This window comes from Streptomyces sp. NPDC020845 (assembly GCF_044334165.1).
Classification (GTDB): domain Bacteria; phylum Actinomycetota; class Actinomycetes; order Streptomycetales; family Streptomycetaceae; genus Streptomyces.
The window spans coordinates 177,229-200,255 of the sequence record NZ_JBIRSJ010000019.1 but is presented as its reverse complement, the minus strand read 5'-3'; the positions used below and the strand labels follow the sequence as shown (position 1 = coordinate 200,255).

Genomic DNA, 23,027 nt, shown 5'->3' with positions numbered 1-23,027 from the left:
GTGTGTGCCGCACAGTATCGTGTGACGCGTGTCCGTAGAAGAACTGACCCTTGCCCAGGCTCAGGAGCTTCGCCGCGGGACGGTCGTACTGGCCTGTCTGGCGCTGCTCCGGAAGCCGAGTTACGGCTATGCGCTCCTGGAGACGCTGAACGACGCGGGGGTTACCGTCGACGGCAACACCTTGTACCCCCTGCTGCGCCGGCTGGAGAAGCAGGGCCTGCTGACCAGCGAGTGGAACACCGACGAGTCCAGGCCACGGAAGTTCTACCAGGTCAGCCCCGACGGCTCCCGGGTCCGCACCGGTCTGGTGCGCGAGTGGCAGGACCTTGTCTCCTCGATTTCACGACTTACCAAGGAGAGCGGATGAGTACGAGCGTGCTCACTGAGCGATATGTGCACGAGGTGGTCCGGCGGCTCCCGGCCGAGCAGCGGGACGATATCGCCGAGGAGCTGCGCACCACCATCGCCGACACGGTCGAGGGGCGCGGCTCGGCCGACCCGCGGGTGGCGGAGCGCGAGGTGCTGAGCGAGCTGGGCGATCCGGTCCGGTACGCCGCTCGTTATACGGAGCGGCCGCTCGCGTTGATCGGCCCCGACCTCTATCCGACGTATATCCGACTGCTCGTCACCCTGCTGTGCACGTTACTGCCGGCGGTCACCTTCGGACTCGTCGTGCTGGACGTGCTGGACGACGACAACCTCGGCTCGGCCATAGGCTCCGGCATCGGCACCTTGTTCACGCTCGGCTGCCAGATGATCGCGGTGCTCACCGTGGTGTTCGGCGTGATGGAGCGGGTCCGGCACCGCAAGGACGTGGTCGATGCCGCCACTTGGACACCCGACGACCTGCCCGAGGTCCGGCAGCCGGACAAGGGCGGCGTGGCGGCCTGCGCGGCGGCGGTGTGGTACGGGCTGCTGTTCGGGCTGATCATCTGGCAGCACACCGCCGATCCCTACCGGGTGGACGGCGCGGGCGGCGACGGCAAGCGGATCGAGGTGCTGGATCCGCAGCTGTGGTCGGGCTGGGTCTGGCCGATGCTCGCCGGGCTCGCGGGGCTTGTGGTGATCCAGCTGGCCCGGGTGGCCGCGCGCGGCTGGACCGTCCCCCTGGCCGCTGGGAACGCCGTGGCCCAGGCGATGTTCGTGCTTCCGCTGGCCTGGGTGTTCAACGAAAAGTCCGTCTTCAACCCGGACTTCCTCGATGACGCCGAGACCCTGTGGTCGTCAACGGACCAAGCCTATGCCGGTACGGCGCTGATCGTGCTCGCCCTGGGCGTGAGCGCGGTGTTCAAGAGCTTCCGCGCGGCGCGTGGGTGACACTCGCCCCGGCCAGGGATTCCCTGATCCGGTTCCGGTCGATCTTGCCGGTGGAGGTCCTGGGCAGCGGGTCCGCCACCGTCTCGATCACCCCGGGGATGGCCGCCCGCACCGTGCGCTCCGCGCAGTACTGCCGCAGGGCCAGCACCCCCACCGAGCCCGGCTCGGCGAGGCGCAGCCGGGCGTGCAGTCGGTGTCCGGCCACCGGGTCGGGGATCGCGACGACGGCGGCCTCGACGACCGCCGGGTGGTCCAGCAGGATGCCCTCGACCTGCTGGGTGCTCACCTGGAAGCCCCGGACCTTCACCATGAAGTCGGTGCGCCCGAGAATGCTCAGGGAGCCGTCCTCGTGCCGGGTGGCGATATCACCACTGTGGTAGTAGACGAGGCCGGGGACGCCGTCCGGATGCGGGCCGAACTTCTCCTCGCTCGGCACATTCGCGTAACCGGTGGTCTGGAAGGGCGTGTTGACCAGCAGCTCGCCCTGTCCGGGGCCGGTCAGCGCGCGCCCGTTCCCGCCGACGATCAGCCAGCTGACACCCGGCAGCGGGCGGCCGATCGGCAGCGGGGTGCGGACCGGGTGGGCGCGGTCCACCTCGTGGAGAAAGCTGTTGTTCGTCTCGGTGCAGCCGTAGTTGTTGTACCAGCGGGCCTTGGGGAAGACCGCGAAGAGCCCGGCCAGCACCCGTGCGGGCATGCTGTCACCGGCGAAGACGAGGTGTTCGGGCCCGGCCAGCGGCTCTTCGCCGGCCGCCGCCTCCACGAGCAGCTGGAACAGCAGCGGTACGCCCTGGATGAGCGAGACGCGGTGGTCGACCACCAGATCGCGCACATAGCCGGCCGAGGCGCCCCGCTCGGGGTCGACCAGGACGACGGTGCCGCCGTACGCCAGGGTGGTCCACACATCCAGCAGACACAGATCGAAGTTGAGCGGCGCATAGTTGAGTACGGCCGTGCCCGGCGTGATCCCGAAGGTCTCGGCACCCCACGCGGTGAACCGGGTGACCGCCCCGAACGACAGCGGGACGATCTTCGGGAGGCCGGTCGAGCCGGAGGTGGTGAGCATAAAGCCGATGGCGTCGTCAGCGACCGGTGTCGGCGGCGGCCCTCCGGCACTCCCGGACACCGTGTGCGGGTCCACCACCCGGTCGATCAGCGGACCGGCGGCCAGGCCGAGTACGACACCGCATCCCGCCTGTTCGTACAGTTCCTTCGCCGGAGTGTCGGGCAGTTCATGGGACGGCAGCAGAATGCGGCGGCCGGCCATCAGGGCGCCCAGCACCAGGGCCACCGCCTCGGGGGATTTACGCATCCGCAGGCCCACCGGGCGGGAGGCGTCCGGTGCCGCGGTCTCGACCTGGGCGCGGGCCCGGCAGGCCATGGCGTACAGCTCGGCGTAGCCGATCGCGCGGTCCTCCCAGATGAGCGCGGGCGCGGCGGGCCGGGTGGCCGCGTGCTGGGCGAACCTCGTGACGAACGTGTCCGTCATACGTGTCCCTCTCCGGCCGCCGCGCGCTCGGCCGTGGTCCGGATGGCGCCAACCGAGCGGAAGTTTCTGCTGGTCAGCTCCGTGTCGGGGACGACGATGCGATAGCGGTCCGCCAGCCATTCGGCGATCCGCAGCACACCGAGGCTGTCGATCACGGCGGTGGCCAGCAGGTCGTACTCCGCATCGAGCTCGGCCGCGTCGACGCCGGGCAGAAACCGCTCGACGACGAAGGCCGCGATGTCCTCCTCGGAGACGACGGGAGTGGCCGGCGGTGCGGTGTGGGGCTGCGCGGACATGCTGTTTCCCTCCACTGGTTCCTGACGTCCTCACACATCGATGGGCTCACACATCAATGGGCTCACACATCGATGGGCTGACACCTCGATGGGCTCACACCTCGATGAGCGTGCAGAACCAGTGCATGCCCGGCGCTGCGACACCCACCAGTGCCACGAGATCCCCCGGCGCCACCTCGCCGTCCTCGATATGGCGCCGCAGACAGATCAGCTGGTCGGCGGCGCCCATATGGCCCAGTTCGCGGGCGAGTTCGGCGTTGGTGCGCTCGATGGGGAGACCGACGGCGTCGGCGGCCTCGCGGATCGCCTGCTGGTTGTCGTTGAGGTAGATGAGCCGGGCCAGTTGGGTCCGGTCCTTGCCGGCGCGCGAGAGCGCCTGGTCGACCACGTCCGCGATCCGCCCGCTGATCTCCTTCATGAACGCCTGGAAGCGCCCGGGGTCGCGGTCGAAGTGGCGGAAGATGCCGACCATCGGGTCCGCGTGCAGATTGGCGCGGCCCGCGGGCGGTACGGGAGCGGCGGAACCGCCGAACTCGATGCGGAAGAAGTCCGCGTACTCGGGGTTGGTGAAGTGGGCGGAGGAGAGCCGGCGCAGGCGTGGGTGTCCGCGCCGCAGCACGGCGGCGACTGCCCCGTCGCTGGCGATGGCCCCGTTGAAGTCCATCCTGTTGGTGTGCGCCTCACTGGCCGCGTTGACCAGGACCACCAGTACGGTCTCGGTGTCGGCCGAGAGCGCCATCGCGCCGGCCGCGTGGTCCAGCGCCACCGACCAGGCGGCGCACACCTGCGTGCACAGCACGGTGGGGGTGCCGTATGCGCCCAACGCCCGGGCCACGGCCGCCGAGGAGTCCCAGCCCAGATACTCGGGGACATCGGAGTGGCCGACGACGATCAGGTCGATGTCGACGATGTCGAGGTCCGCGTCCGCCAGCGCCTCGCGGGCCGCCTCGGCGGCGAGGTCGGTGGCGGTGACACCGTCGGCCACCCGGTGGTAGGTCCGGTACCCCAGGGCGCCGACGGCCTCGGGGTCGGGCACATACGCACCGGCCGTCTCGGCCACACCGCGCTGTTCGCCGAAGGACGTGCCCGTCGCGACGATGCCCATCTCCACTGAAGTGGCCACGTGTTGTCCCTTCGCTCCCACGGTGGGTGTTCACCGCTTCAGGGTCGAGCCCCCGGCGTGCGGGGGAACGGGTTCGGTTTCGGACGGACGGCCGGCCGCCGCGGGCGGGGCCGGAAGTTCGGGCACCTCGGCCAGCGGGATGTCCAGAACGCTCAGTTGGCGCCGGGCGGTGTGCAGGGCGAGCGCCAGCAGGGCCATGGCCACGGCCAGGATCAGCACGGCCGCCTCCACCCCCAGGGCGTCGGCGAGGACACCGGCCGCCAGCGGGCCGATCCACTGCAGTGCCTGGAAGAAGAACTGGCTGGTCGCGGCGGTTCTGCCCAGATACGCGTCCGGAACCAGCCGGACCTCGTACGACTCGATGACGACGTTCATCGGCACCATGCTGATCATGCCGGCCATCAGGACCAGGCCGATCTGCCACGGCTCGGGCACCAGCGCCACCACGGCGAAGGAGGCCACGAACACCCAGGCGGAGAACAGCAGCACCCGCCGCGCGCCCAGGCTGCGCATCAGCCACGGTCCGGCGACGGCCCCGATGACACCGCCGACGACTGCGAGCGAGGTCGCGACGCCGACCGCGGTCGGCCCGCCACCGCGGTGCCGCACCAGCACGACGAACAGCAGGGTGAGCCCTTGCGCCACGGTGTTGAGCAGGGCTCCCCACGCGAGGGTGAACACGAGATAGTCGCTGCGTCTGATGAGCCGCAGACCGTCCCTCATGTCCTCGGCCAGGCCGGTGTGCCGCTCACCGTCGGTGTGCCGGTCCGGGCCGAGGGGGCGGCGGATGAACAGCGAGCTCAGGGTGATGAAGACGAAGGAGACGGCGTCGAAGAGGAACGGGATCCAGCGGGCCATCGAGTACAGCAGCCCGCCGAGGGGGGCGCCGACGAGTTGTACGACCATGTCGCGGCCCATGCCCTGCGCCGTCGCGGTGGCGATCTGCTCCTTGGGGACGATCCGGCGCAGCACCGGTGTCGAGACGCCGACCTTCAGCCCGGCGGCCAACCCGCTGACCAGCGCCAGCGCGTCGAGCCCCAGGACCGGCGGGTCGCCCCGGTACACCAGCAGGGCGACGGCGGCCATCGCCACCGCCTCGACCAGGGGGACCAGGCACAGGATGGCGCGGCGTGACACCCGGTCCGCGAGCGCTCCGCCCACCGCGAGGGTGCCGAGTTTGCCGAGCATATGCAGCACGGTGATGGTGCCGGCCTGGGTCGCGGACCCGGTGGCGTAGAGCATGAGCAGCGGGAAGGCGAGCGTGGAGACGCTGGTGCCCAGGGTGGACAGACCGTTTCCCGACCACCAGTACAGGTAGTCGCGGTTGCGCCAGAGCGACGGTCGCTTCCCTTGAGCGCCCTGTGTCTCCTCGGACTCCTCGGACTCCTCGGGACGTGACCGCGCCATCGACTGCGCCCCCCTGTTCCTTCGCCGTCTCGCCCGTTGGGGCTCCGGGCCCCGCGTGGATCCCGCGCAGCATGCTGGTCGATGCGCGTTGCCCCGGGCCAGGCAGTGCACCGGCAATTCACGGGGGAAATTTGCCGCTCACCGAGGGGAGCGGTCGTGTGACGAAGAAAGAATGTTTCAAGAGCGCGTAATGTCGGGATGTCCACTTCGAGCCGCATTGGCGGAGTTGTCAACTAGTGGACACCTGGCGCTTTCATGTCAAGACTACCACTCCCACTCGGCCGAGTTGTCGAGTAGGGTCCGGTTCTTGCCACACCGGCACACCTCGGTCTTCTTGCTGTTCTACGGGGACTTTGTCATTGCGTGCACATGACTTTTCGGGTTCTGGAGCATGCACAAGCGGGGAAGCAAGGGGGACTCACTCCATGGTGATTCCAAATGAATTCATGTCGTTCGACGGGACCGACATTCATCAGTTGCGCGACTTTCTGCTCAGCCAACGCCGAATCTCCGGCTGGACTCAAGAAGAGCTCTCCGAGCGCTCCGGGGTGAGCGTGCGGACGATCCGTAATCTGGAGACGGGCTCCAACACCAACCCGCGCAGAACCTCGGTGGCCCTGCTGCTCAGCGCCTTGGGCGCGGCACCCGCGGCGCCACCGGAAACGGCGCCCTGGGGCGCGGACGACATGGCGGCGCTGCCCGAACAGCGCCCGGAGGCGCACCGCGGCCGCTCGGCGGAGCCCTCGCCGTGGCACGGCCCCCGGCCGCTCGGCGATCCGTTAGTGGGCAGACAGCTCGATATGCGCCACGTTCTGGCCTCCGCCCAGCGCAGCCGGCTGGTCGTACTCACCGGTCCTGGCGGGGTGGGCAAAACACGGCTGGCCCTCGCGGCGGCGTCCCGGCTGCGTCCGCTGTTCCGCGGTGGAGTCGCGGTCGTCGAGTTGCGCGACTGCCCGCCCGAACATCTCGACCCGGCACACGCACGTGCCGAGTTGACGCGCGTCACACGGGAGTTCACCGGCGTAACCGGACATTCTCTCGCGGGCGCGCGCGGCGGCCGACGGCTGCTGGTGCTCGACGGCGCCGAACATGTCGCGCAGCAGACGGCCCGCGCCGCACGGCAGTTGCTCGACGAGCATCCCGGGCTCCATCTGCTGGTGACCTCGCGCCGCGCCCTGGCCGCCAGCGCGGCCGAGACCTGGGAGGTCGAACCGCTGCGCGTGGACGGCCCCAAGGGCCGTGACATGCCCGTGCCGAGCGCGGTGGAGCTCCTGCTGCGCCGGGTGCAGGCCGCGCTGCCGACCTTGGATCTCGCCCATCACCTCCCGCTGGTCACCACGTTGTGCCAACTCCTGGACGGGGTGCCGCTGGCCATCGAGATCGCCGCACAGCGGCTCCGATCGCTCCCGCTGACCTCTCTCCTCCAGGAAGACACGCTCTTCCATCTGCTCGGCCAGGCCGATACGGGGGGCCTGAGCGCGCATCGCACACTGTCCGACAGCGTGCGCTGGAGCTACGATCTGCTCCCCGCGCCACACCGTGAACTGCTGCACGACCTGGTCGCCCTGCCCGACGGCTTCTCGCTCGACGACGTACTGACCGCCCAACCGAGCCGCCGCCCCGAGATGGTGCGGGTGGCCCATCTGCTGGCCGAGCTGGCGGACGCCTCGCTGGTCCAGACCCACCGGGAGCGGCAGTACACCTATCGCATCCATGCCCTGGTGCGGCATGTCGTGACACAGCTGGCACGCCACTCCCAGAACACCGCCGCCTGAGCGGCGGCCGGCCCCCGCTCAGCCTTCCGCCGTTCCGGCGGCTGCCTTGACGGCAGCGGCTGCCTTGACGGCCCGGAGCGAGAAGTACTCCGGGCCGTCGAGGCAGGCGAACATCAGCTCCTCCAGCCAGGGCAGCAGGCTCTCCTCAAGGCCGGCCGTGGGGTCGAGCCGGGCGAGCAGCCGTTGCAGTACGAGGACCAGCCATCCCGTACCCCCGGCCGAGGCCCGCTCCCCCGCGAAGGAGTACAGCCAGGTGTACAGGCATGAGGCGGCCGCGTGGTGGACGCAGTGCTCCGCGGCCCGGTCCTGTCCCTCGGTCGTCGCCGCGTCCAACGACTCGGCGGCGATCCGCGTGTAGAAGGCCGCCCGGCGGGCCGACAGCGCGTCAAGGACCTTCAGCAGCGCGTCGGCCTCGGACACCGGCAGCTCGCGCTCCGCGATCAGGCGAGCCTCGGCCACCGCCGGGCCCCACCCCCGGGTGATCTCGTCCTCGGTGGCGTTGGTCAGCCGCAGCGCCCGGCCCGACGGATGCCACACCGGGGCCTCCTGGGACCAGTCGAAGAGCTGCCGCAGCACCCCGTCCTGACCGGGCGCGGGGCGGTCGGCCGCCTGGGCCACGGTGGGCAGCTGAGAGGCGATGCCATGGAGGTTGACATGGGTGGTGCCCTCGAAGACGCTCGCGATCGCGTGGTCGCGCTGGAGCTTCTGGAAGACACCGGCGGCCACGCCCTCGCGCAGATAGCCGCGGGCCCCCAGGACCCGGGCGGACTCCTGCACGACCTCCTCGCCCAGCGTCGGTACGAGGTACTTGACCACGGAGGACCACAGGCTGAGCCGGGACGGGGCGACCGACAGCGCGCGTGCCACCGGCAGCGTGGCGCACTCGGCGATCAGCAGGTCGAGATGCGCGTGCACCAAGTGCCGCCGGATGACGGGGATGCGGTAGATCTCCTGCCCGTACAGCACCCGCGAGCATGCGTGGCGCAGCGCGATCCGCAGCACCGAGTCCATGGTGCCGAGCGACAGCGCGCCGATGGCGGTGCGGGTGATCTGCAGCACCTGAAGGATCTGGGCCAGGCCCGCGCCGGGGCGGCCGAGCAGGGCGCCGGCCGGCACCTCGGTGTCCCGGAAGGTGATCCCGCTCAGATCGTGGCCGCGCAGGCCCACGGTCCGGACGAAGGGGTGGTTGTCCCAACTCCCGGCAGTGAGCTGCCGCTTGTCGACCAGCAGCAGGGACGGGCCGACGCCCTCGACGGCCGCGTAGACGCTGAGGAAACGGCCCCGGGTGGCGTTGCCCACCGGCCACTTCTCCCCGGTGAGGACATATCCGCCACCGTCCGGCGACGCCGTCGTCTCGTTGGTCCCCAGATCGCTGCCGTGGTCCGGTTCGGATACCGCGAAACACGCCAGATCCCCGTCGAGGACGCCCCGTGCCACCAGGGCCCGCTGCTCCTCGTCGCCCCACAGCCACACCGGGTTGACGCCGAGCAGCGCCGAGCCGAACATCACCGCGACGGTCAGATTGCGGCGCGAGAGCGCACGGGTCAGCAGGACCAGCTGCTCCAGGTTGCGCAGCCCGCCGCCGAAGTGCTCGGGCACCAGATACCGGCTGAACCCCCAGGACCGGACCAGGTCCACCGCGCCCGGGGGCAGCGCGCCCAGCTCCTCGTGCTCGACCGTCTCCGCGTGGCTGAACGGACCGCCGCTCGCCGCCGGGTCGCCGAGCACCCGCTCGAAGTCCGCGGCCAGCGCGTAGGAGGGGCGGTCGGACACCTCGCCGGTCATGCCGTGGGGGCGTCGGCGCCGTAGCGGGCGAAGAGGTCGGACAGCTCCTCCTCGTCGGGAAGCTGTGCCCGGCCGCTCGCCACTTCGGTGGAGACGAACTCGATCACGTCCTTGACGCGCTCCAGTTTCATGGTCTCCTCCGGGGTCAGCGCCCGGAGGCCGTACAGATCCTCCAGGTTGTAGCCGAGTTCCGCGAGTACGAGGGAGTGGAAGCCGAGATCGCCGACGAGCCGGTGGTCGAGCTCGACCTGGTCGAGTTTGCGCGGGGCGATCAGCCGGACCATGCCGCACACCACGGCGGAGACGGCTTCGGCGCCGACGGCGGCAGGAGTGTGAGTCATGTTTCCGACGGTAAGCCCAGCCTCGGGCCCCTCCCAGGCAACGGGCCCGGCAAGCACACGGCAACTCGGCGTGAGGGACACCGGCAGCGCCGACATGCCGCTCAGGAAGTTGGAGTACACATACCGCGGCCGGCCCGCGGGCTCGGCCGCCTCGACCAGCTCCCGCAAGCTCTCCAGCAGGGCCGTCAGCTCGGCGCGGGCCAGGAAGGCGCCGAGGCAGAAGTGCGAGCCGTGCGCGAACGACAGGTGTTTGTTGGGGGTGCGGGACAGGTCGAACTCGTCCGGCCGCTCGAAGACCCGCTCGTCGCGGTTGGCGGAGGCCAGCCAGGTGACCACGATGTCCCCCGCCTCGACGAACCGGTCGTCGAGGAGGACGTCCCGGGTCGCGGTCCGGCCGCTGTGCAGGGCCGGGGTGGTCCAGCGCAGCACCTCCTCGACGGCCGAGGCGGTGGCGACCCGGCCGGATTTGAGGGCCTGCCACTGGTCCTCGTGCTCCATCAGCGCCCGCAGACCGCCGACCATCGCGAAGCGGGTCGTCTCATGGCCGCCCATGATGATGCTGTAGCAGTTGAAGACGATCTCCTCGTGGGTCAGCGGCCGGCCGTCGATCTCCTTGCTCACCAGGAGGCTGACCACGTCGTCGTACGGTTTGGCGCGGCGCTGTGCGGCCAGCTCCGAGAAGTAGAGCAACAGGCCGTTCCGGGACGCCCAGGTGGCCTCCTCGGTGGGCGCGCCGTCCGCCGAGGACAGCGCGCCGGAGGTGAGGTCGATGATGTGCTGCCGCTCGGCGGCCGGGACACCGAGCAGATCACAGATGGCGGCGAGCGGGATATGCGCGGCCACATCGGCGGCGAAGTCCACCTCGCCCCGCTCCACCGCCTCCTCGACCAGCGCGTGGGTGCCGCGCCGGACGCTGTCGACCACCACCTCGAGGGAGCGCGGCGAGAACGGCTTCAGCAGGGCGCTGCGCAGCGCCTGATGCGGTCTGCCGTCGGTGACGGCGAGCATCTGCCCGGCCGCCGAATCGCCGCCCGCCAGCAGGGTGTCGAGCACATTGCCGCGTTCGGAGGTGAAGGTCTCGCTGTCGTTGAGCACCGAGACCACGTCGGCGTAGCCGCTCACCGCCCAGAACCCGGGGCCGCGCGCGGTCTCGGGCTGCCAGTGCACGGGGGCCTCGGCGCGCAGCCGACGCCACAGCGGCCCCAGGTCGTGATGGGCGTGCAGCAGGGGATCGGCCAGATCCAGCTGGTCGAGCGGTTGTGGGGCGAGAGCCCGGCGGGTGTCCATGGCGGCTTCCTTAGGCGTGGTGGCGGGACGCTGGGGCACGGGACGCTGCGGTACGGCGTATGGGGGCGCTCAGCCCAGGGGCTTGGTCGGGCCGGGGAAGAACGCGGTGGTCGCCCCCGCGGTCTCGGCCCCGTCCACCACGAACTGCTGGCCCGATACGAACGACGCCTGTGGGGAGGCCAGAAAGTGGAACATGTCCGCGATCTCCTCGGGGAGGGCGTGGCGGCGGGCCGGGATGCGCTCGTTGACCTCGTCGAGCATGGCGTCGGTGTACTCGGCGCGCTGCATGGGCGTGAGCACGGCGCCGGGCGCCACACAGGCGGTCCTGATGAGGGGGGCCAGCTCGATGGCGAAGGTCTGGCACAGCGAGGCCACCCCCGCCTTGCTGGCGTTGTAGTCCGCGTACAGCGGATAGCCACGGGAGCCGTTGACGGACGCGGTGGCGAGCAGAACGCCCTCGCCGCGGCGCAGCATATGCGGGACGGTGTGGCGCCACAGCGCGAGGACACCCATCAGATTGACGTCCAGGGTGCGCCGCGCCTCCTCCTCGGTGAGGTCGAGGATGCCGTGCCGGACGCTGATGCCGGCGTTGGCGATGACGACGTCGATCCGGCCCCGTTCGGCGTGCACCTGGTCGACCACGGCTCGGACGCCCGCCCAGTCGGCGACGTCCAGCTCGACCCAGCGGACCTGGCCCCCGCCCTCGCGGGGGCCGTCCACCGTGCCGGGGGCGGGCGGCCGGCGGTCGAGGTTGACCACGTAGTCGCCACCGCGGGCGAACCTCTCGGCGGTGGCGTGGCCGATTCCGCTGGACGCGCCGGACACGATGACGGTGCGCATGGGGTGTGGCTGCCTTTCCTCGGGAGTCGGCAGGGTGGTGTCGGGGCCGGGTTCAGACGATGACACGGGGGTGCTCCAGGGCGTATCCGCTGAGGTTGCGCCGTAGATTGCGGCTGACGGTGAGCTTCTTGAGCCAGCGGTCGGTCCCGTCGTACCGCGGGGTGAAGGCGCGGCGGCCGTGTACGGCGCGGTAGTTGTCCACGATCAGCAGCGAGCCGGGGCCCACCGCGATCTCCCGCTGGACGCGCCGCAGTTCGTCCATGAGCCGGTCCAGCGCGGCCGCCGCCTCGGTGTCCCCGGGGCCCACGCGCATGAAGGGGCGGTCGATGCGCAGATACGGATTGAGCCGGTCGCCGAAGAGCACCGCGGTGGGCACCGGCCGGTCCGTCATGGCGTACAGCCTGGGCAGCGCGGGGTGGCGGGGCGCGGACGCCTCCAGCTGCCGGATGTGTTCGGTGTCCGGCAGGATGTGGAAGCGTTCCTCGGCGAGCACCGTACGGTCGTGATCGCTCAGCCGGACGTCGCGGACGGAGGACACGACGGTCGGCACCCGGTCCCGGTTGCGCAGGCCGAACAGCAGCAGATAGTCGCAGCGGTTGGGGTGGAAGCCGTCCTCGGTGTGGAACTCCAGCAGGCTCTCGCTGCCGTAGCCGCTCTGGCGCCGCTCGTCGCCGCGGATCGGCAGGATGTTCTGGATGATGCGACCCTCCTGGAGGGTCACCCAGCCGAACGGATCGCCCAGCGCAAGACCGCACATCGCCAGCCACAGCTCCTGCGCCCTGGCCGCCCGGCCGCCGATGGCCTCGCGCCAGTGGCCGGGGGTGGGGCCGAGCCGGTCGTCGTCCACCGGGAAGCCGTGCACCACGCACGCGGCGGTGCTCTCGGTGCGGCGGTAGGAGAGGAGGAAGCCGCGCAGCCCGGCGGGCAGCAGTTCCTCGGCCGCGTGGTCGCCGTCGTAGAACTCCGGCTGGTCGGGGGCAGGTTGGGTGTCCGCGAACCGTGCCGCGACGGCCCGCAGTTCGGCGGCCTCGCGGGTGTCGAGGTGGTATTCGAGAGGGGTGTCGGGGGCACCGGGGGCCGGATCGGCCGCTCCCGGGCGGAGGGCGCGGGCAGCGGGGTACGTGCTTGTCATGTCGATGGTCCTCCACCGGGTCGTGACCGCTCGGGTCGTCCGTCGTTCGGTCCTGTGCGGCCCGCGCACCGCTGCCGGGCCGCGTGGTGGTGCCCCACGGGGCCGGCCGAGCAGGGTCCCGGCCGTATTGGCCCAGTGGTCGTGCGATGGAAGTGTCCGGCCGTCGCCGGGGGTTCAGACCGGCTCCTGCCAGTCCTCGGCGAAGGCGTCGAGTTCGTGCTGGTCCAGGGTGATCAGCGGCTCTTCCGGTTCGTCCGCGTCGGTGGCCATGCCGGTGTCCGGAGCGAGTTCCTTCACCGCGTCGGCGAGCGCGGCCACCGTCTTGTGGGTGAACACATCGCGCGGCGCCATGTCCAGACCGTCCGCATGGGCCAGGGTGACGAGCTTGACCGAGCTGATCGAGTCGCCGCCGAGGTCGAAGAAACTGTCGTCGATACCGACCCGCTCGACCTTGAGGGCCTGCGCGAACAGCGCGCACAGCCGCTCCTCGAGGGCGGTGCGGGGCGCCCGGGAGGCGGGGGTGCCGGAGAAGTCGGGCGCGGGCAGGGCCGCCCGGTCGAGCTTGCCGCTCGGCGTGACCGGCAGCCGGTCCAGGACGACGACGGCCGCGGGCACCATATGGTCCGGCAGGGCGGCGGCGACCCGGCCGCGCAGGGCCGCCGGGTCCGGCCGGGCATCGGCGGCCGGGGACACGTACGCCACCAGCCGCCGGCCGGCCGGGTCCTCGCGGGCGACCACGACCGCCTGGGCGACCGCGGGGTCGTCGGCCAGCACCGTCTCGATCTCGCCGGGCTCGATCCGGAAGCCGCGCACCTTGACCTGCTGGTCCGCCCGGCCCAGATACTCCAGGGCGCCGTGCGGCGTACGGCGCGCCAGATCGCCGGTGCGGTACATCCGCGAGCCGGCCGGGCCGTACGGGTCGGCCACGAACCGCTCCGCGGTGAGCCGGGCCCGGCCCAAGTAGCCGCGCGCCAGCCCCTCGCCCGCCAGATACAGCTCACCCGGCGCCCCCACCGGCACCGGCCGCAGCGCGCCGTCCAGCAGATAGACCCGCGCCCCCGCGACCGGGTGGCCGAGCGGCGGTCTGGTCCGGCCTGCCAGCGGGCGGCTCATCGTGGCCATGACGGTCGCCTCGGTGGGCCCGTAGGCGTTGACCATGCGGCGCCCGGACGACCAGCGTTCGACCAGTTCGGGCGGGCATGCCTCGCCGCCCACGACGAGGGTGACACCGGGCGGCAGACCGTCCTCGGGCAGCACGGCGAGCGAGGACGGCGGAAGCAGCAGCGTGGTCACGCCGTGCCGGGCCACGGTGGCCGCCAGGGCCGGGCCCGGCAGCAGTTCGCCGGCGGGCGCGACGACCGCGCTCGCCCCGGTCAGCAGGGCGGTCGTCAGCTCCCACACCGAGGCGTCGAAGCTCGGCGAGGCGAACAGCAGCACCCGCTCGTCCGCGCGCAATTGCAGACCGGTGCGCTGCTGGGCGACCAGGGCGGCGAGGCCGCGGTGGGGCACCAGCACACCCTTGGGACGGCCGGTCGACCCGGAGGTGTAGATGAGATACGCGGTGTTCTCGGGCCGTAGCGGCGCCACGCGGTCGGCGTCGGTCAGGTCCTCGCCCGACAGCCCACCGATCAACCCATCGTCGATATCGAGCAGTTGCGTGTTCGTGCCGTCCAGGCACAGGGTCCGCCCGTCGCCCGCCTCGAACATCGGCCCGGCCGCCTCGGCGGTGGTCAGGACGAGAGCGGGCCGAGCATCGGCGATGACCTGGCGCAGCCGCTCCGGCGGGTATCCGAGGTCCAGCGGCAGATAGGCGGCGCCCGCCTTGAGTACGGCGACGACGGCGAGGATGGACCGGGCCGACTTGGGGACGGCGACCGCGACGGTGTCCTCGGGGCCGATGCCCTGCGCCACCAGCGCCCGGGCCAGCCGGTTGGCCCGCGCGTTGAGGTCGGCGTAGCTGACGGCCCGCGAGCCTTCGTACACCGCGACGGCCTCAGGCTTGGCCCGGACCCGCTCCTCGAAGAGCTCGTGGAACGTCCGCGCGACAGGGTGCGACGGGCCGTCGGCGGCGGCGGCGCGGAACCGCTTGTGCTCCCCCGCCGTGAGCAGGTCGATACGGCCGAGCGGCGCCGTCGGGTCGGCCACGAAGCCGTCAAGGACCTTGCTCACCCGGGTCAGCAGGGCCTGGGAGGCCTCGGCGGTGAACAGGTCGGCGCGGTAGCTGAGTTCGAGGCTCAGGCGCTCGTCCGGCACCACGACCAGGCTGAGCGGATAGTGGGTGGCGCCGGGCACGGGCCGGTCGTCGACGGAGATCCGCAGGCCGGGGATGTGCTTCTGGACGGCTTCGCCGTCGACCGGGGTGTTCTCGAATCCGACGACGGTGTCGAAGAGTTCCCCGAGGCCCAGGGTCCGCTGCAGTTCGGCGAGGCCCAGGTGCTGGTACGGGCCCAGCTCGGCCTGTCGGCGCTGGAGGTCGGCCAGGAGCTGGACGAGTGGCTGTGCCGGGTCGAGCCGCACCCGGACCGCCACGGTGTTCATGAGCAGGCCGACGATGTCCTCGGAGCCCGGCAGCTCCGGCGGGCGTCCGGCGCAGGTCGCGCCGAACACGATGTCGTCGCGGCCCAGCAGCTGGCCGAGCGCCACCGCCCAGGCGCCCTGGACCACGGTGTTGAGGGTCAGGCCCGCGCGCCGTGCCGCGGTGGCCAGCGCGGTGGTCCGCTCGGGGTCGAGGAGTTCGGTCACCAGATGGGGCACGGTGGCGGAGGCGGCCTCGGCGTCGGGGGCGACGAGGGTCGGCTCGTCCAGGCCGGCCAGTTCTTCGGCCCAGGCCCGTGCCGCCCGCTCCGCGTCCTGGGCGGCGAGCCAGCGCAGGAAGTCGGCGAACTGCACGGGTGGCGGGTCCCCGGCGCCGCCGTCCCCGGCGCCGCCTCCTGTGGCGTAGAGGGCGAACAGGTCGCGGAAGAACAGCGGCAGCGACCAGCCGTCCAGCAGCCCGTGGTGGTACGACACCAGCAGCAGGTGGTCGTCGGCCGCGAGCCGGACCAGGGTGGCTCGCAGCAGTGGCGGCTCGGCGAGGTCGAAACGGCGCAGCCGGTCCTCGTCGATCAGCTCGGCGAGGCGGTGGCGGCGCTCGTCCTCGGCGAGCCCCGAGAGGTCGGCCTCCCGCCAGGGCACGCTCATCTCCTCGTGCACCACCTGGACCAGACGGCCGGAACTCAGCAGGGTGAAGGAGACCCGCAGCGCGCTGTGGCGGGCGACAGCTGCCCCGACGGCCTCGCGCAGGGCGTCGGACGAGAGCGGGCCGGTCAGCCGTACGGGGGCCTGGGCCGTGTACACGTCGACGCCGTCGGCGGCGAGCACCGCGTGGAAGTGCATGCCCTGCTGGAGGGGCGTCAGCGGCAGCACCTCGGCGATCCGCCGCCCGTCCTGGGCGAGTTCCGCCCGCTCGGCGTCGGAGAGCGTGACCAGCGGGCCTGCTGGCGCACGGTCCTGACCTCGCGGTTCGTCCCGTGCGCCGGTGTCCTTGGCCACTTCGGCGAGCCGGGCGATGGTCGGGTGGAGGAAGATGTCCTTGGTGGTGATGACCAGTTGGGCCCGGTGGGCGCGGGCCGCCAGCTGCATGGCGATGATGGAGTCGCCGCCGAGGTCGAAGAAGCTGTCGTCCACACCGATCCGGGGGCGGCCGAGCACATCGGCGAACACCTCGTGCAGCGCCCGCTCCCGCGCGGTGGAGGGGGCCCGGTACGCGCCCGTGGCCTGGAAGCTCGGCGCGGGCAGCGCCGCCCGGTCCACTTTGCCGTTCGGCGTGAGCGGCACGGCGTCGACCACCATCACGACCGCCGGGACCATATACGTCGGCAGCCGGCGCGCCACCGCGTCGCGCAGCGCGGCAGGGTCGGGCCGGGCGCCGGGCGAGGGGCATACGTAGCCCACGACACGCCGTACACCGGACGGGTCTGTGGACACCGCCGCCACCGCCCGCGCCACCGAGGGCTCCGCCGCCAGCGCGGCTTCGATCTCGCCCAGTTCGACGCGGTGACCGCGTATCTTGACCTGGGAGTCCGCTCGCCCGCAGTACTCCACGGCCCCGTCCGGACCGCGGCGCCCCAGGTCACCGGTGCGATACATCCGGGCGCCCGCCGGGCCGAACACATCGGCCACGAAACGCTCCGCCGTCGGGCCCGGGCGCCCCAGGTAGCCCCGGGAGACCCCGGCACCGGCGATGTACAGCTCGCCGACCACCCCGTCCGGCACCGGCCGCAGGAACGGGTCGAGCACATACACCCGGGCGTTGTCGGCGGGGTGGCCGATGGCGGGCCGGCCCTCGCCGTGCCAGAGCATCGCGTCGACGGTGCACTCGGCGGGGCCGTAGAGGTTGTAGACCGACAGACCCCGCACCGCGTGCAGTTCGGCCCACAGGTCGTCCGCGACCTCCTCGCCACCGAGCGCCAGAACACTCACCCGGTGCCGCTCCCCCGACGCCTGGAACATGCCCGCGGCCAGCATCTGGCGGGCGACGGACGGCGTGGTGTCGAGGACGTCGACCTCGGCCGCCACGGCACGGTCGACCAGCGCCAGGGCGTCCTTGCGCACGGTGTCGTCGACGATGTGCAGTTCATGTCCGGCGACCATCCACAGCAGCTGGCTGAAGGAGGCGTCGAAGCCGAGGGAGTTGGTGAGCGCCGCCCGCAGGGGCCGGCCGCCCGCCCGTGCCCGCTCCGGGTCGAAGAAGTTCGCCCGGTGGCTGTGGAACATATTGGCCAGGTTGCGGTGCTCGACGGCGACCCCCTTGGGCCGTCCGGTGGAGCCGGAGGTGTAGATCACATACGCCAGGTGGCCGGGCAGCGGCACATCGAAGCTCCCAGCGGTGTCCAGGTCCGTGGCTTCGGGCGGCGTGGCCTCGTCGACCCGCAGCGTCGCCACCCCTTGAGGTAGGGCGTGCGCGGTCTCGGCGGTGGCCAGCACGAGGGCCGGTCCGGCCTCGGCGCAGATCGCCGCGATCCGCTCCGGGGGGTGTTCGGTGTCGAGCGGCAGATATCCGGCCCCCGACTTCCACACCGCCCAGATCGCCGTCACCGCGGCCGCGGTACGGGGCAGCGCGACGCCCACCAGGCGGTCCGGGCCCGCGCCGTGGGCCACGAGCAGCCGGGCGAGCCGGGTGGCGTCGGCGTCCAGCCTCTCGAAGGTGAGGCTGGACGTGGCGTCGGTGACGGCGATCGCGTGCGGGGTCGTCCGGGCCTGCGCCTCGAACAGCTCGGGCAGGGTCTGGTCCGGGTACGCCACCGTCCGGCCGCTCGAGGTGCCCAGGATCCGCCGCCGCTCGGCGTCGGAGCACCGCGGCAGCCGCCCGGCCGGGGCCTCGGGCCGGTCGGCGATGTCCCGGATCAGGGCGCACAGGCGTCGCAGCACCTCGGCCGCCGCCTCGCCGCTGAAGGCGTCCTCGCGGTAGTTGAGTTCGAAGCGGAGCCGGGCGCCGGGGTGGACGGCCAGGCTCAGCGGATAGTGGGTGCCCTCGAAGGCGTCCTCGACGGCGTCCCGCAGCAGGGTGACGGTGAGTCCCGCCACCGAGGACCCCTGGACGGCTTCGTCGACGGGGACGTTCTCGAAGGCGACGGTGGTGTCGAAGAGTTCGGTGGCACCGACGGCGCGCTGGATATCGGCGAGCCCCAGGTACTCATGCCTGGTCAGGGCCGCCTGCTCGCGCTGGATACGGGCCAGCAGGTCCGCCACGGGCTCGGCCGGGTCGACGCGTACCCGGGCGGGCACCGTGTTCATCATCAGGCCCACCATGCGCTCGCTGCCCGGGAGCTGGGGCGGGCGTCCCGCGACGGTGTTGCCGTAGACGACGTCCCGCCGCCCGGTGAGCGCCGTCAGCAGCAGCGCCCACGCGCCCTGGACCATGGTGTTGGTGGTGAGATCGCGCGAGCGGGCCGCGTCGGTGAGCCGTGCCGTCTCGGCCTCGGCCAGTTCCGCGACGACGCGCTGCTGGCCGCGGTCGGAGGTGCCGGTGCCCGCTCCGCCGCCCACCAGCGTCGCGCCGTCGAGCCCGGACAGCGCGATCTGCCAGGCGCGCTCGGCCTCGGCGTGGTCCTGTTCGGAGAGCCAGCCGAGGTATTCGCCGAACGACGGGGCGGCCTCCAGCCGTTCGGCGGTGCCGCCGTCCCGGTAGATACGGAACAGGTCGGCGAGGACCAGGGGCAGCGACCAGCCGTCCAGCAGGATGTGGTGGTTGGTGAGCACGAGGACATGGCGGTCGGATGCCAGCCGCACCAGAGTGAAGCGCAGCAGCGGTGGCTTCGTCATCTCGAAGCGCCGGGCGCGGTCCTCGGCCAGCAGCCGGGCGAGCCGCGCCCGGCGCTCCTCGGCGCCGTGACGGGAGAGGTCGACCTCCTCCCACGGTGGCTCGACCGCGCGGGCGATGGCCTGGACGGCCTCGCCCGAGCGGCGCCGCAGAAACCCCGCGCGCAGGCTGGCGTGGCGGGTCGGCAGGGCGAGGCAGGAGCGGCGCAGCGCGTCGGTGTCGAGCGGCCCGGCCAGCTCCAGGGGGGTCTGCACGGTATAGAAGTCGACCGGCCCGGCGGGCCCTCGCTCGGCGTCCCCCTCGCCGGAGTGAGGGGTCTCCCCCTCGTCGAAGAGGGCGTGGAAGAGGATGCCCTGCTGCAACGGCGAGAGCGGCAGCACCGTTTCCAGGGATGTCTGTTTCACCGTGTTGTCTCCCACTGGGCTTCGAGCTCGTCGAGTTCTTCCGCGTCGAGGTGCAGCAGGCTCCCGGCGTCCCGCGGTGTCCCGGGTTCGGGGACGGTGTCCTGGGCCACTTCGGCGAGCCGGGCGATGGTCTTGTGGCGGAAGACGTCGTTGCTGGTGACGGCGAGCCCCGCCGCATGGGCGCGGGCCGCCAGTTGCATGGCGACGACCGAGTCGCCGCCCAGGTCGAAGAAGCTGTCGTCCACGCCGATCCGCTCCCCGCCGAGCACATCGGCGAACACCTCGTGCAGCGCCCGCTCCCGCTCGCTCGTCGGGGCGCGGTACGCGCTCGTGGCCTGGAACCGCGGGGCGGGCAGCGCCGCGTGGTCCAGCTTGCCGTTCGGCGTGAGCGGCAGGGCGTCGACCACCACCACGACCGCCGGGACCATATACGCCGGCAACCGCCGCGCCACGAACTCGCGCAACTCGCCGGGGTCGGTGTCCGCGGCGGCGACGGCGTACGCGACCAGGTGCCGGATCCCCGGCCGGTCCTCGCGGACGACCGCGACGGCCGCGAGGACCCCGGGTGCCTGTGCGAGGACGGCCTCGACCTCGCCCGGCTCGATGCGGTGGCCGCGCAGTTTGACCTGGCTGTCGGCGCGGCCGAGGTAAGCAAGATCGCCGTCCGCCGTCCACCGGGCCAGATCGCCGGTCCGGTACATCCGTGCGCCGGGCGGGCCGAACGGGTCGGCGACGAACCGCTCGGCGGTGACCTTGGGGCGGCCGAGGTAGCCGCGGGCGAGCCCGTCGCCGCTCAGATACACCTCGCCCGCGACACCGGGCGGCACCGGCCGCAGCGCGGAGTCGAGCAGCCGGATCCGGCCGCCGGGGACCGAGTGCCCCATGGGCGGGACGGTACGGCCGGACAACGCCCCGGTCTGGGTGGCGATGACGGTCGCCTCGGTGGGGCCGTACGCGTTGACCATGTGCCGCCCCGGGGACCAGCGGGCGACCAGCTCCGGCGAGCATGCCTCGGCGCCGACGACCAGATTGATGCCCCGGGGCAGGCTGTCCGGTGGCATGGCGGAGAGCGCCGAGGGAGCCAGCAGCAGACAGTCGACCCCCAGCTCGGCCACGAGGTCGGCCAGCGGCGGCCCGGGCACCAGCCGTTCGGGCGGGGCGACCACCGCGGCGGCTCCGGTGAGCAGCGCCACGCACAGCTCCCACACCGAGGCGTCGAAGCTCGGCGACGCGAACTGCAGCACCCGGGTGTCCGGGGTCAGTTGGAGTTGGTTTTGTTGGTGGCGCAGCAGGGCGGCCAGGCCCGTATGGGTGACGAGGACACCCTTGGGGCGGCCGGTCGAACCGGAGGTGTAGATGACATACGCCGGGTGGCCCGGCCGCAGCGGAGCCCGGCGGTCCCGGTCGTCGAGGTCGGTCTTGGTGTCGGCGTCGGTGTTGGTGTCGAGGTCGGTGTCGAGGTCGGTGTCGAGGTCGGTGTCGAGGTCGGTGTCGGTGTCGGCGTCGGTGTTCGGTGGTCCTGCCAACTGGCCGCTGGGGGCCTCGTCCAGATACAGCCGCGGCACGTTGGAGGCTGTTGTGATGTCGTCGGCCGCCTGAGTGGTCAGCAGGAGCAGCGGTTCGGTGTCGTCGAGCATGGCGGTGATCCGCGCCCGCGGATAGCCGAGGTCGACCGGGAGGTACGCGGCGCCCGCCTTCATCACCGCGATCACGGCCGTCAGCGCGGCGACACCGCGTGGCAGGGCGACGGCCACCAGGCGCTCGGGGCCGGCGCCGCGTGCGACCAGGGCCCTGGCGAGGCGGTTGGCGCGGGAGTTCAGCTCGGCGTAGTCGAGGGCGCCCTCGGGGGTGAGCACCGCGGGGGCGTCCGGTGTCCGGCGGACCTGCTCCTCGAACAGCTCCGGGAAGGTCCGTGGCGCGATGTCCCGCGCCGGCCCCGGCGGCCGGCCGACGGCCAGCGCCTGGGCGCGCTCGGCGGCTGTCAGGACGTCCACGCGGGCGAGCGGGAGGTCCGGCGGGGCGGCGAGGAACCGGGCGAGGAATTCGGTGAACCGGGCCTGGTGCGCGACCAGTTCGGCTGCGGTGTACCGGTCGGGGTTGGCCTCGAACTCGACGCGCGCGCCCTGCCCGTCGGGCCCGGGGTGGCAGGTGATGTTGAGGTCGGTGACCGGGCCGCCGGACAGCGCGGTGAGGCGGGCCTCGAGCCCGGTGAACGCGGTCTCGGAGCCCGCCGGCACGATGTTCACCAGCACGCCGAAAAGTTGCTCGTCGGTGCCCAGGAGCCGCAGGTCGCGGCGGAGTTCGTCGTACGGGTAGCGCTGGTGGGTGAGGAGTTCGCCGAGCCGCCGCGCGACCTGCCGGACCAGCGGGGTCCGGCCCGCCGCCGGGCTCACGGTGAGCCGCAGCGGGAGGGTGTTCGACAGCATGCCGGGCACGTTGCGCGACCGGGCGCCGGCGCGCGCGGTGACCGGGACGCCGACGGTGAGGTCCCGGGCCCCGGTCATGCCCTGCAGATAGGCGGCGACCGCCGCCAGCATCGCCACCGTCCACGGGGCGCGGGCGTCCCGCCCCGCGGCCCCCAGCGCCCGCAGTTCGGCCGCCGACAGCGCCGTCGTCACCGACAGCGCGCGCCCCGCGGCGCCGGTCGGCACCCCCGGCGCGAGCGACACGGCCTCGGGCCGCTCGGCGAAGACCCCGTTCCAGTACTCCTGGTCCGTGGCGTAGTCGTCCGACGCGCGATAGTCCGCCTCCTCCGCCAGCAGCTCCTCCAGACGGCCCAGCGGCTCGCCCGCCGGCTCCGCCCCGTCGGCCAGGGCCTCGTAGTGGGCCGCGATCCGGCGCGAGTGCAGTACGGAGCCGAAGGCGTCGGACAGGATGTGGTGGCTGCGCTGATACCAGACGTGGTGGTCGGCGCCGATCCGCATGAGGACGTGGCCCGACAGTGCGTCCTGGAACAGGTCGCGCGGGGTGGCGCGGTCGGAGTCGATCAGCGCGTGGGCCGTGGCGAGCGGATCCGGCTCGCCACTGAGGTCGATCTCCCGCCACGTCGAGCAGCCGGGTCCGACCGGCCGCTGGTACAGCCCGTCCGGCCGTTCCACCAGCTCGACGTCCCAGCTGCCGCTCTCCCCCTCCGCCCGGCGGATCGCCCGCCGCAGCAGCTCCCCGTCCACCGGCCCCCGAAGCTCCATGGCGGCCACCGTGTTGTAGGCCGGGTTGTCGGGCTGGAGGCGCTGGGCGTGGAACACGCCCCGCTGGGCGGCCGTGAGCGGAAGCAGCTCGGTGTCGCGTGAAGTCATCGGGTCGTAACCGCTCTCTCCTGCGCTCGACGGACCGCTCCGCCGGACTGCCGGACTGCCGGACTCACCAAGGGCTCGCAATCTCGGTCGATGCTGCATCGGTGGCGCGGCCGCTTTCCAGGCAATCGACCGGCAATCGCGGTTGCTGGTCGAAATGCCGCCCGGGCCCGGCCGAGTTACCGGCCGGTTGCCTGGTGGCGGCGTTGCCTCCTGGCGATGCTGTGCGGCAGCCGG

At 72.3% G+C, this 23,027-nt stretch carries 13 protein-coding genes; 3 read left to right on the top strand and 10 right to left on the bottom strand.

Annotated features, from left to right (window positions below):
* Positions 1 to 28 precede the first annotated feature (28 nt).
* Together ACH4U7_RS41680 and ACH4U7_RS41675 are read left to right on the top strand one after the other, a co-directional pair.
* Entirely contained in the window at positions 29 to 367 is a 339-nt protein-coding gene (locus ACH4U7_RS41680) for a PadR family transcriptional regulator (RefSeq protein WP_043488197.1), read from the top strand.
* Positions 364 to 1,317, top strand: a complete 954-nt coding sequence (locus ACH4U7_RS41675; RefSeq protein ID WP_398533000.1) for an HAAS signaling domain-containing protein — start codon at positions 364 to 366, stop codon at positions 1,315 to 1,317. The genes ACH4U7_RS41680 and ACH4U7_RS41675 overlap by 4 nt, the downstream gene beginning before the upstream one ends.
* On the opposite strand, the gene ACH4U7_RS41670 is transcribed toward ACH4U7_RS41675, so the two are convergent.
* From ACH4U7_RS41670 to ACH4U7_RS41655, 4 genes are all read right to left on the bottom strand, one after another.
* The gene (locus ACH4U7_RS41670; protein WP_398532999.1) at positions 1,289 to 2,806 is read right to left on the bottom strand and encodes a class I adenylate-forming enzyme family protein; all 1,518 of its coding nucleotides are present in this window, start codon (positions 2,804 to 2,806) and stop codon (positions 1,289 to 1,291) included. The two genes, ACH4U7_RS41675 and ACH4U7_RS41670, sit on opposite strands and share 29 nt — an antisense overlap.
* A complete protein-coding gene (locus tag ACH4U7_RS41665; protein WP_398532998.1) occupies positions 2,803 to 3,102 on the bottom strand; it encodes an acyl carrier protein in 300 nt (99 codons plus the stop codon). Before ACH4U7_RS41665 ends, ACH4U7_RS41670 begins: the two co-directional genes overlap by 4 nt.
* A gap of 94 nt (positions 3,103 to 3,196) precedes the next feature.
* Positions 3,197 to 4,225, bottom strand: coding sequence for a 3-oxoacyl-[acyl-carrier-protein] synthase III C-terminal domain-containing protein (locus ACH4U7_RS41660; RefSeq protein ID WP_398532997.1), 1,029 nt, complete (start codon positions 4,223 to 4,225; stop codon positions 3,197 to 3,199).
* Between the two features lie 30 nt (positions 4,226 to 4,255).
* A complete protein-coding gene (locus tag ACH4U7_RS41655) occupies positions 4,256 to 5,632 on the bottom strand; it encodes an MFS transporter (RefSeq protein ID WP_398532996.1) in 1,377 nt (458 codons plus the stop codon).
* A gap of 425 nt (positions 5,633 to 6,057) precedes the next feature.
* On the opposite strand from ACH4U7_RS41655, the gene ACH4U7_RS41650 reads away from it, so the two are divergent.
* Positions 6,058 to 7,407, top strand: coding sequence for a helix-turn-helix domain-containing protein (locus ACH4U7_RS41650; protein ID WP_398532995.1), 1,350 nt, complete (start codon positions 6,058 to 6,060; stop codon positions 7,405 to 7,407).
* An 18-nt stretch (positions 7,408 to 7,425) separates the two neighbouring features.
* Here ACH4U7_RS41650 and ACH4U7_RS41645 read toward each other — a convergent pair whose 3' ends face one another.
* From ACH4U7_RS41645 to ACH4U7_RS41620, 6 genes are all read right to left on the bottom strand, one after another.
* Complete coding sequence (locus ACH4U7_RS41645; protein WP_398532994.1) at positions 7,426 to 9,192, bottom strand: acyl-CoA dehydrogenase family protein; 1,767 nt, start codon at positions 9,190 to 9,192, stop codon at positions 7,426 to 7,428.
* Complete coding sequence (locus tag ACH4U7_RS41640) at positions 9,189 to 10,820, bottom strand: cytochrome P450 (protein WP_398532993.1); 1,632 nt, start codon at positions 10,818 to 10,820, stop codon at positions 9,189 to 9,191. Before ACH4U7_RS41640 ends, ACH4U7_RS41645 begins: the two co-directional genes overlap by 4 nt.
* Before the next feature lie 69 nt (positions 10,821 to 10,889).
* A complete protein-coding gene (locus tag ACH4U7_RS41635; RefSeq protein ID WP_398532992.1) occupies positions 10,890 to 11,726 on the bottom strand; it encodes an SDR family NAD(P)-dependent oxidoreductase in 837 nt (278 codons plus the stop codon).
* The gene (gntD, locus tag ACH4U7_RS41630; RefSeq protein WP_398532991.1) at positions 11,713 to 12,792 is read right to left on the bottom strand and encodes a guanitoxin biosynthesis L-enduracididine beta-hydroxylase GntD; all 1,080 of its coding nucleotides are present in this window, start codon (positions 12,790 to 12,792) and stop codon (positions 11,713 to 11,715) included. Before gntD ends, ACH4U7_RS41635 begins: the two co-directional genes overlap by 14 nt.
* A 174-nt stretch (positions 12,793 to 12,966) precedes the next feature.
* Positions 12,967 to 19,497 (bottom strand): amino acid adenylation domain-containing protein, encoded by a 6,531-nt coding sequence (locus ACH4U7_RS41625; protein ID WP_398532990.1) that lies wholly within the window; start codon positions 19,495 to 19,497, stop codon positions 12,967 to 12,969.
* Positions 19,494 to 22,793: an amino acid adenylation domain-containing protein gene (locus ACH4U7_RS41620; protein ID WP_398532989.1), complete on the bottom strand. Its 3,300-nt coding sequence runs from the start codon at positions 22,791 to 22,793 to the stop codon at positions 19,494 to 19,496. The genes ACH4U7_RS41625 and ACH4U7_RS41620 overlap by 4 nt, the downstream gene beginning before the upstream one ends.
* Positions 22,794 to 23,027: the final 234 nt, after the last annotated feature.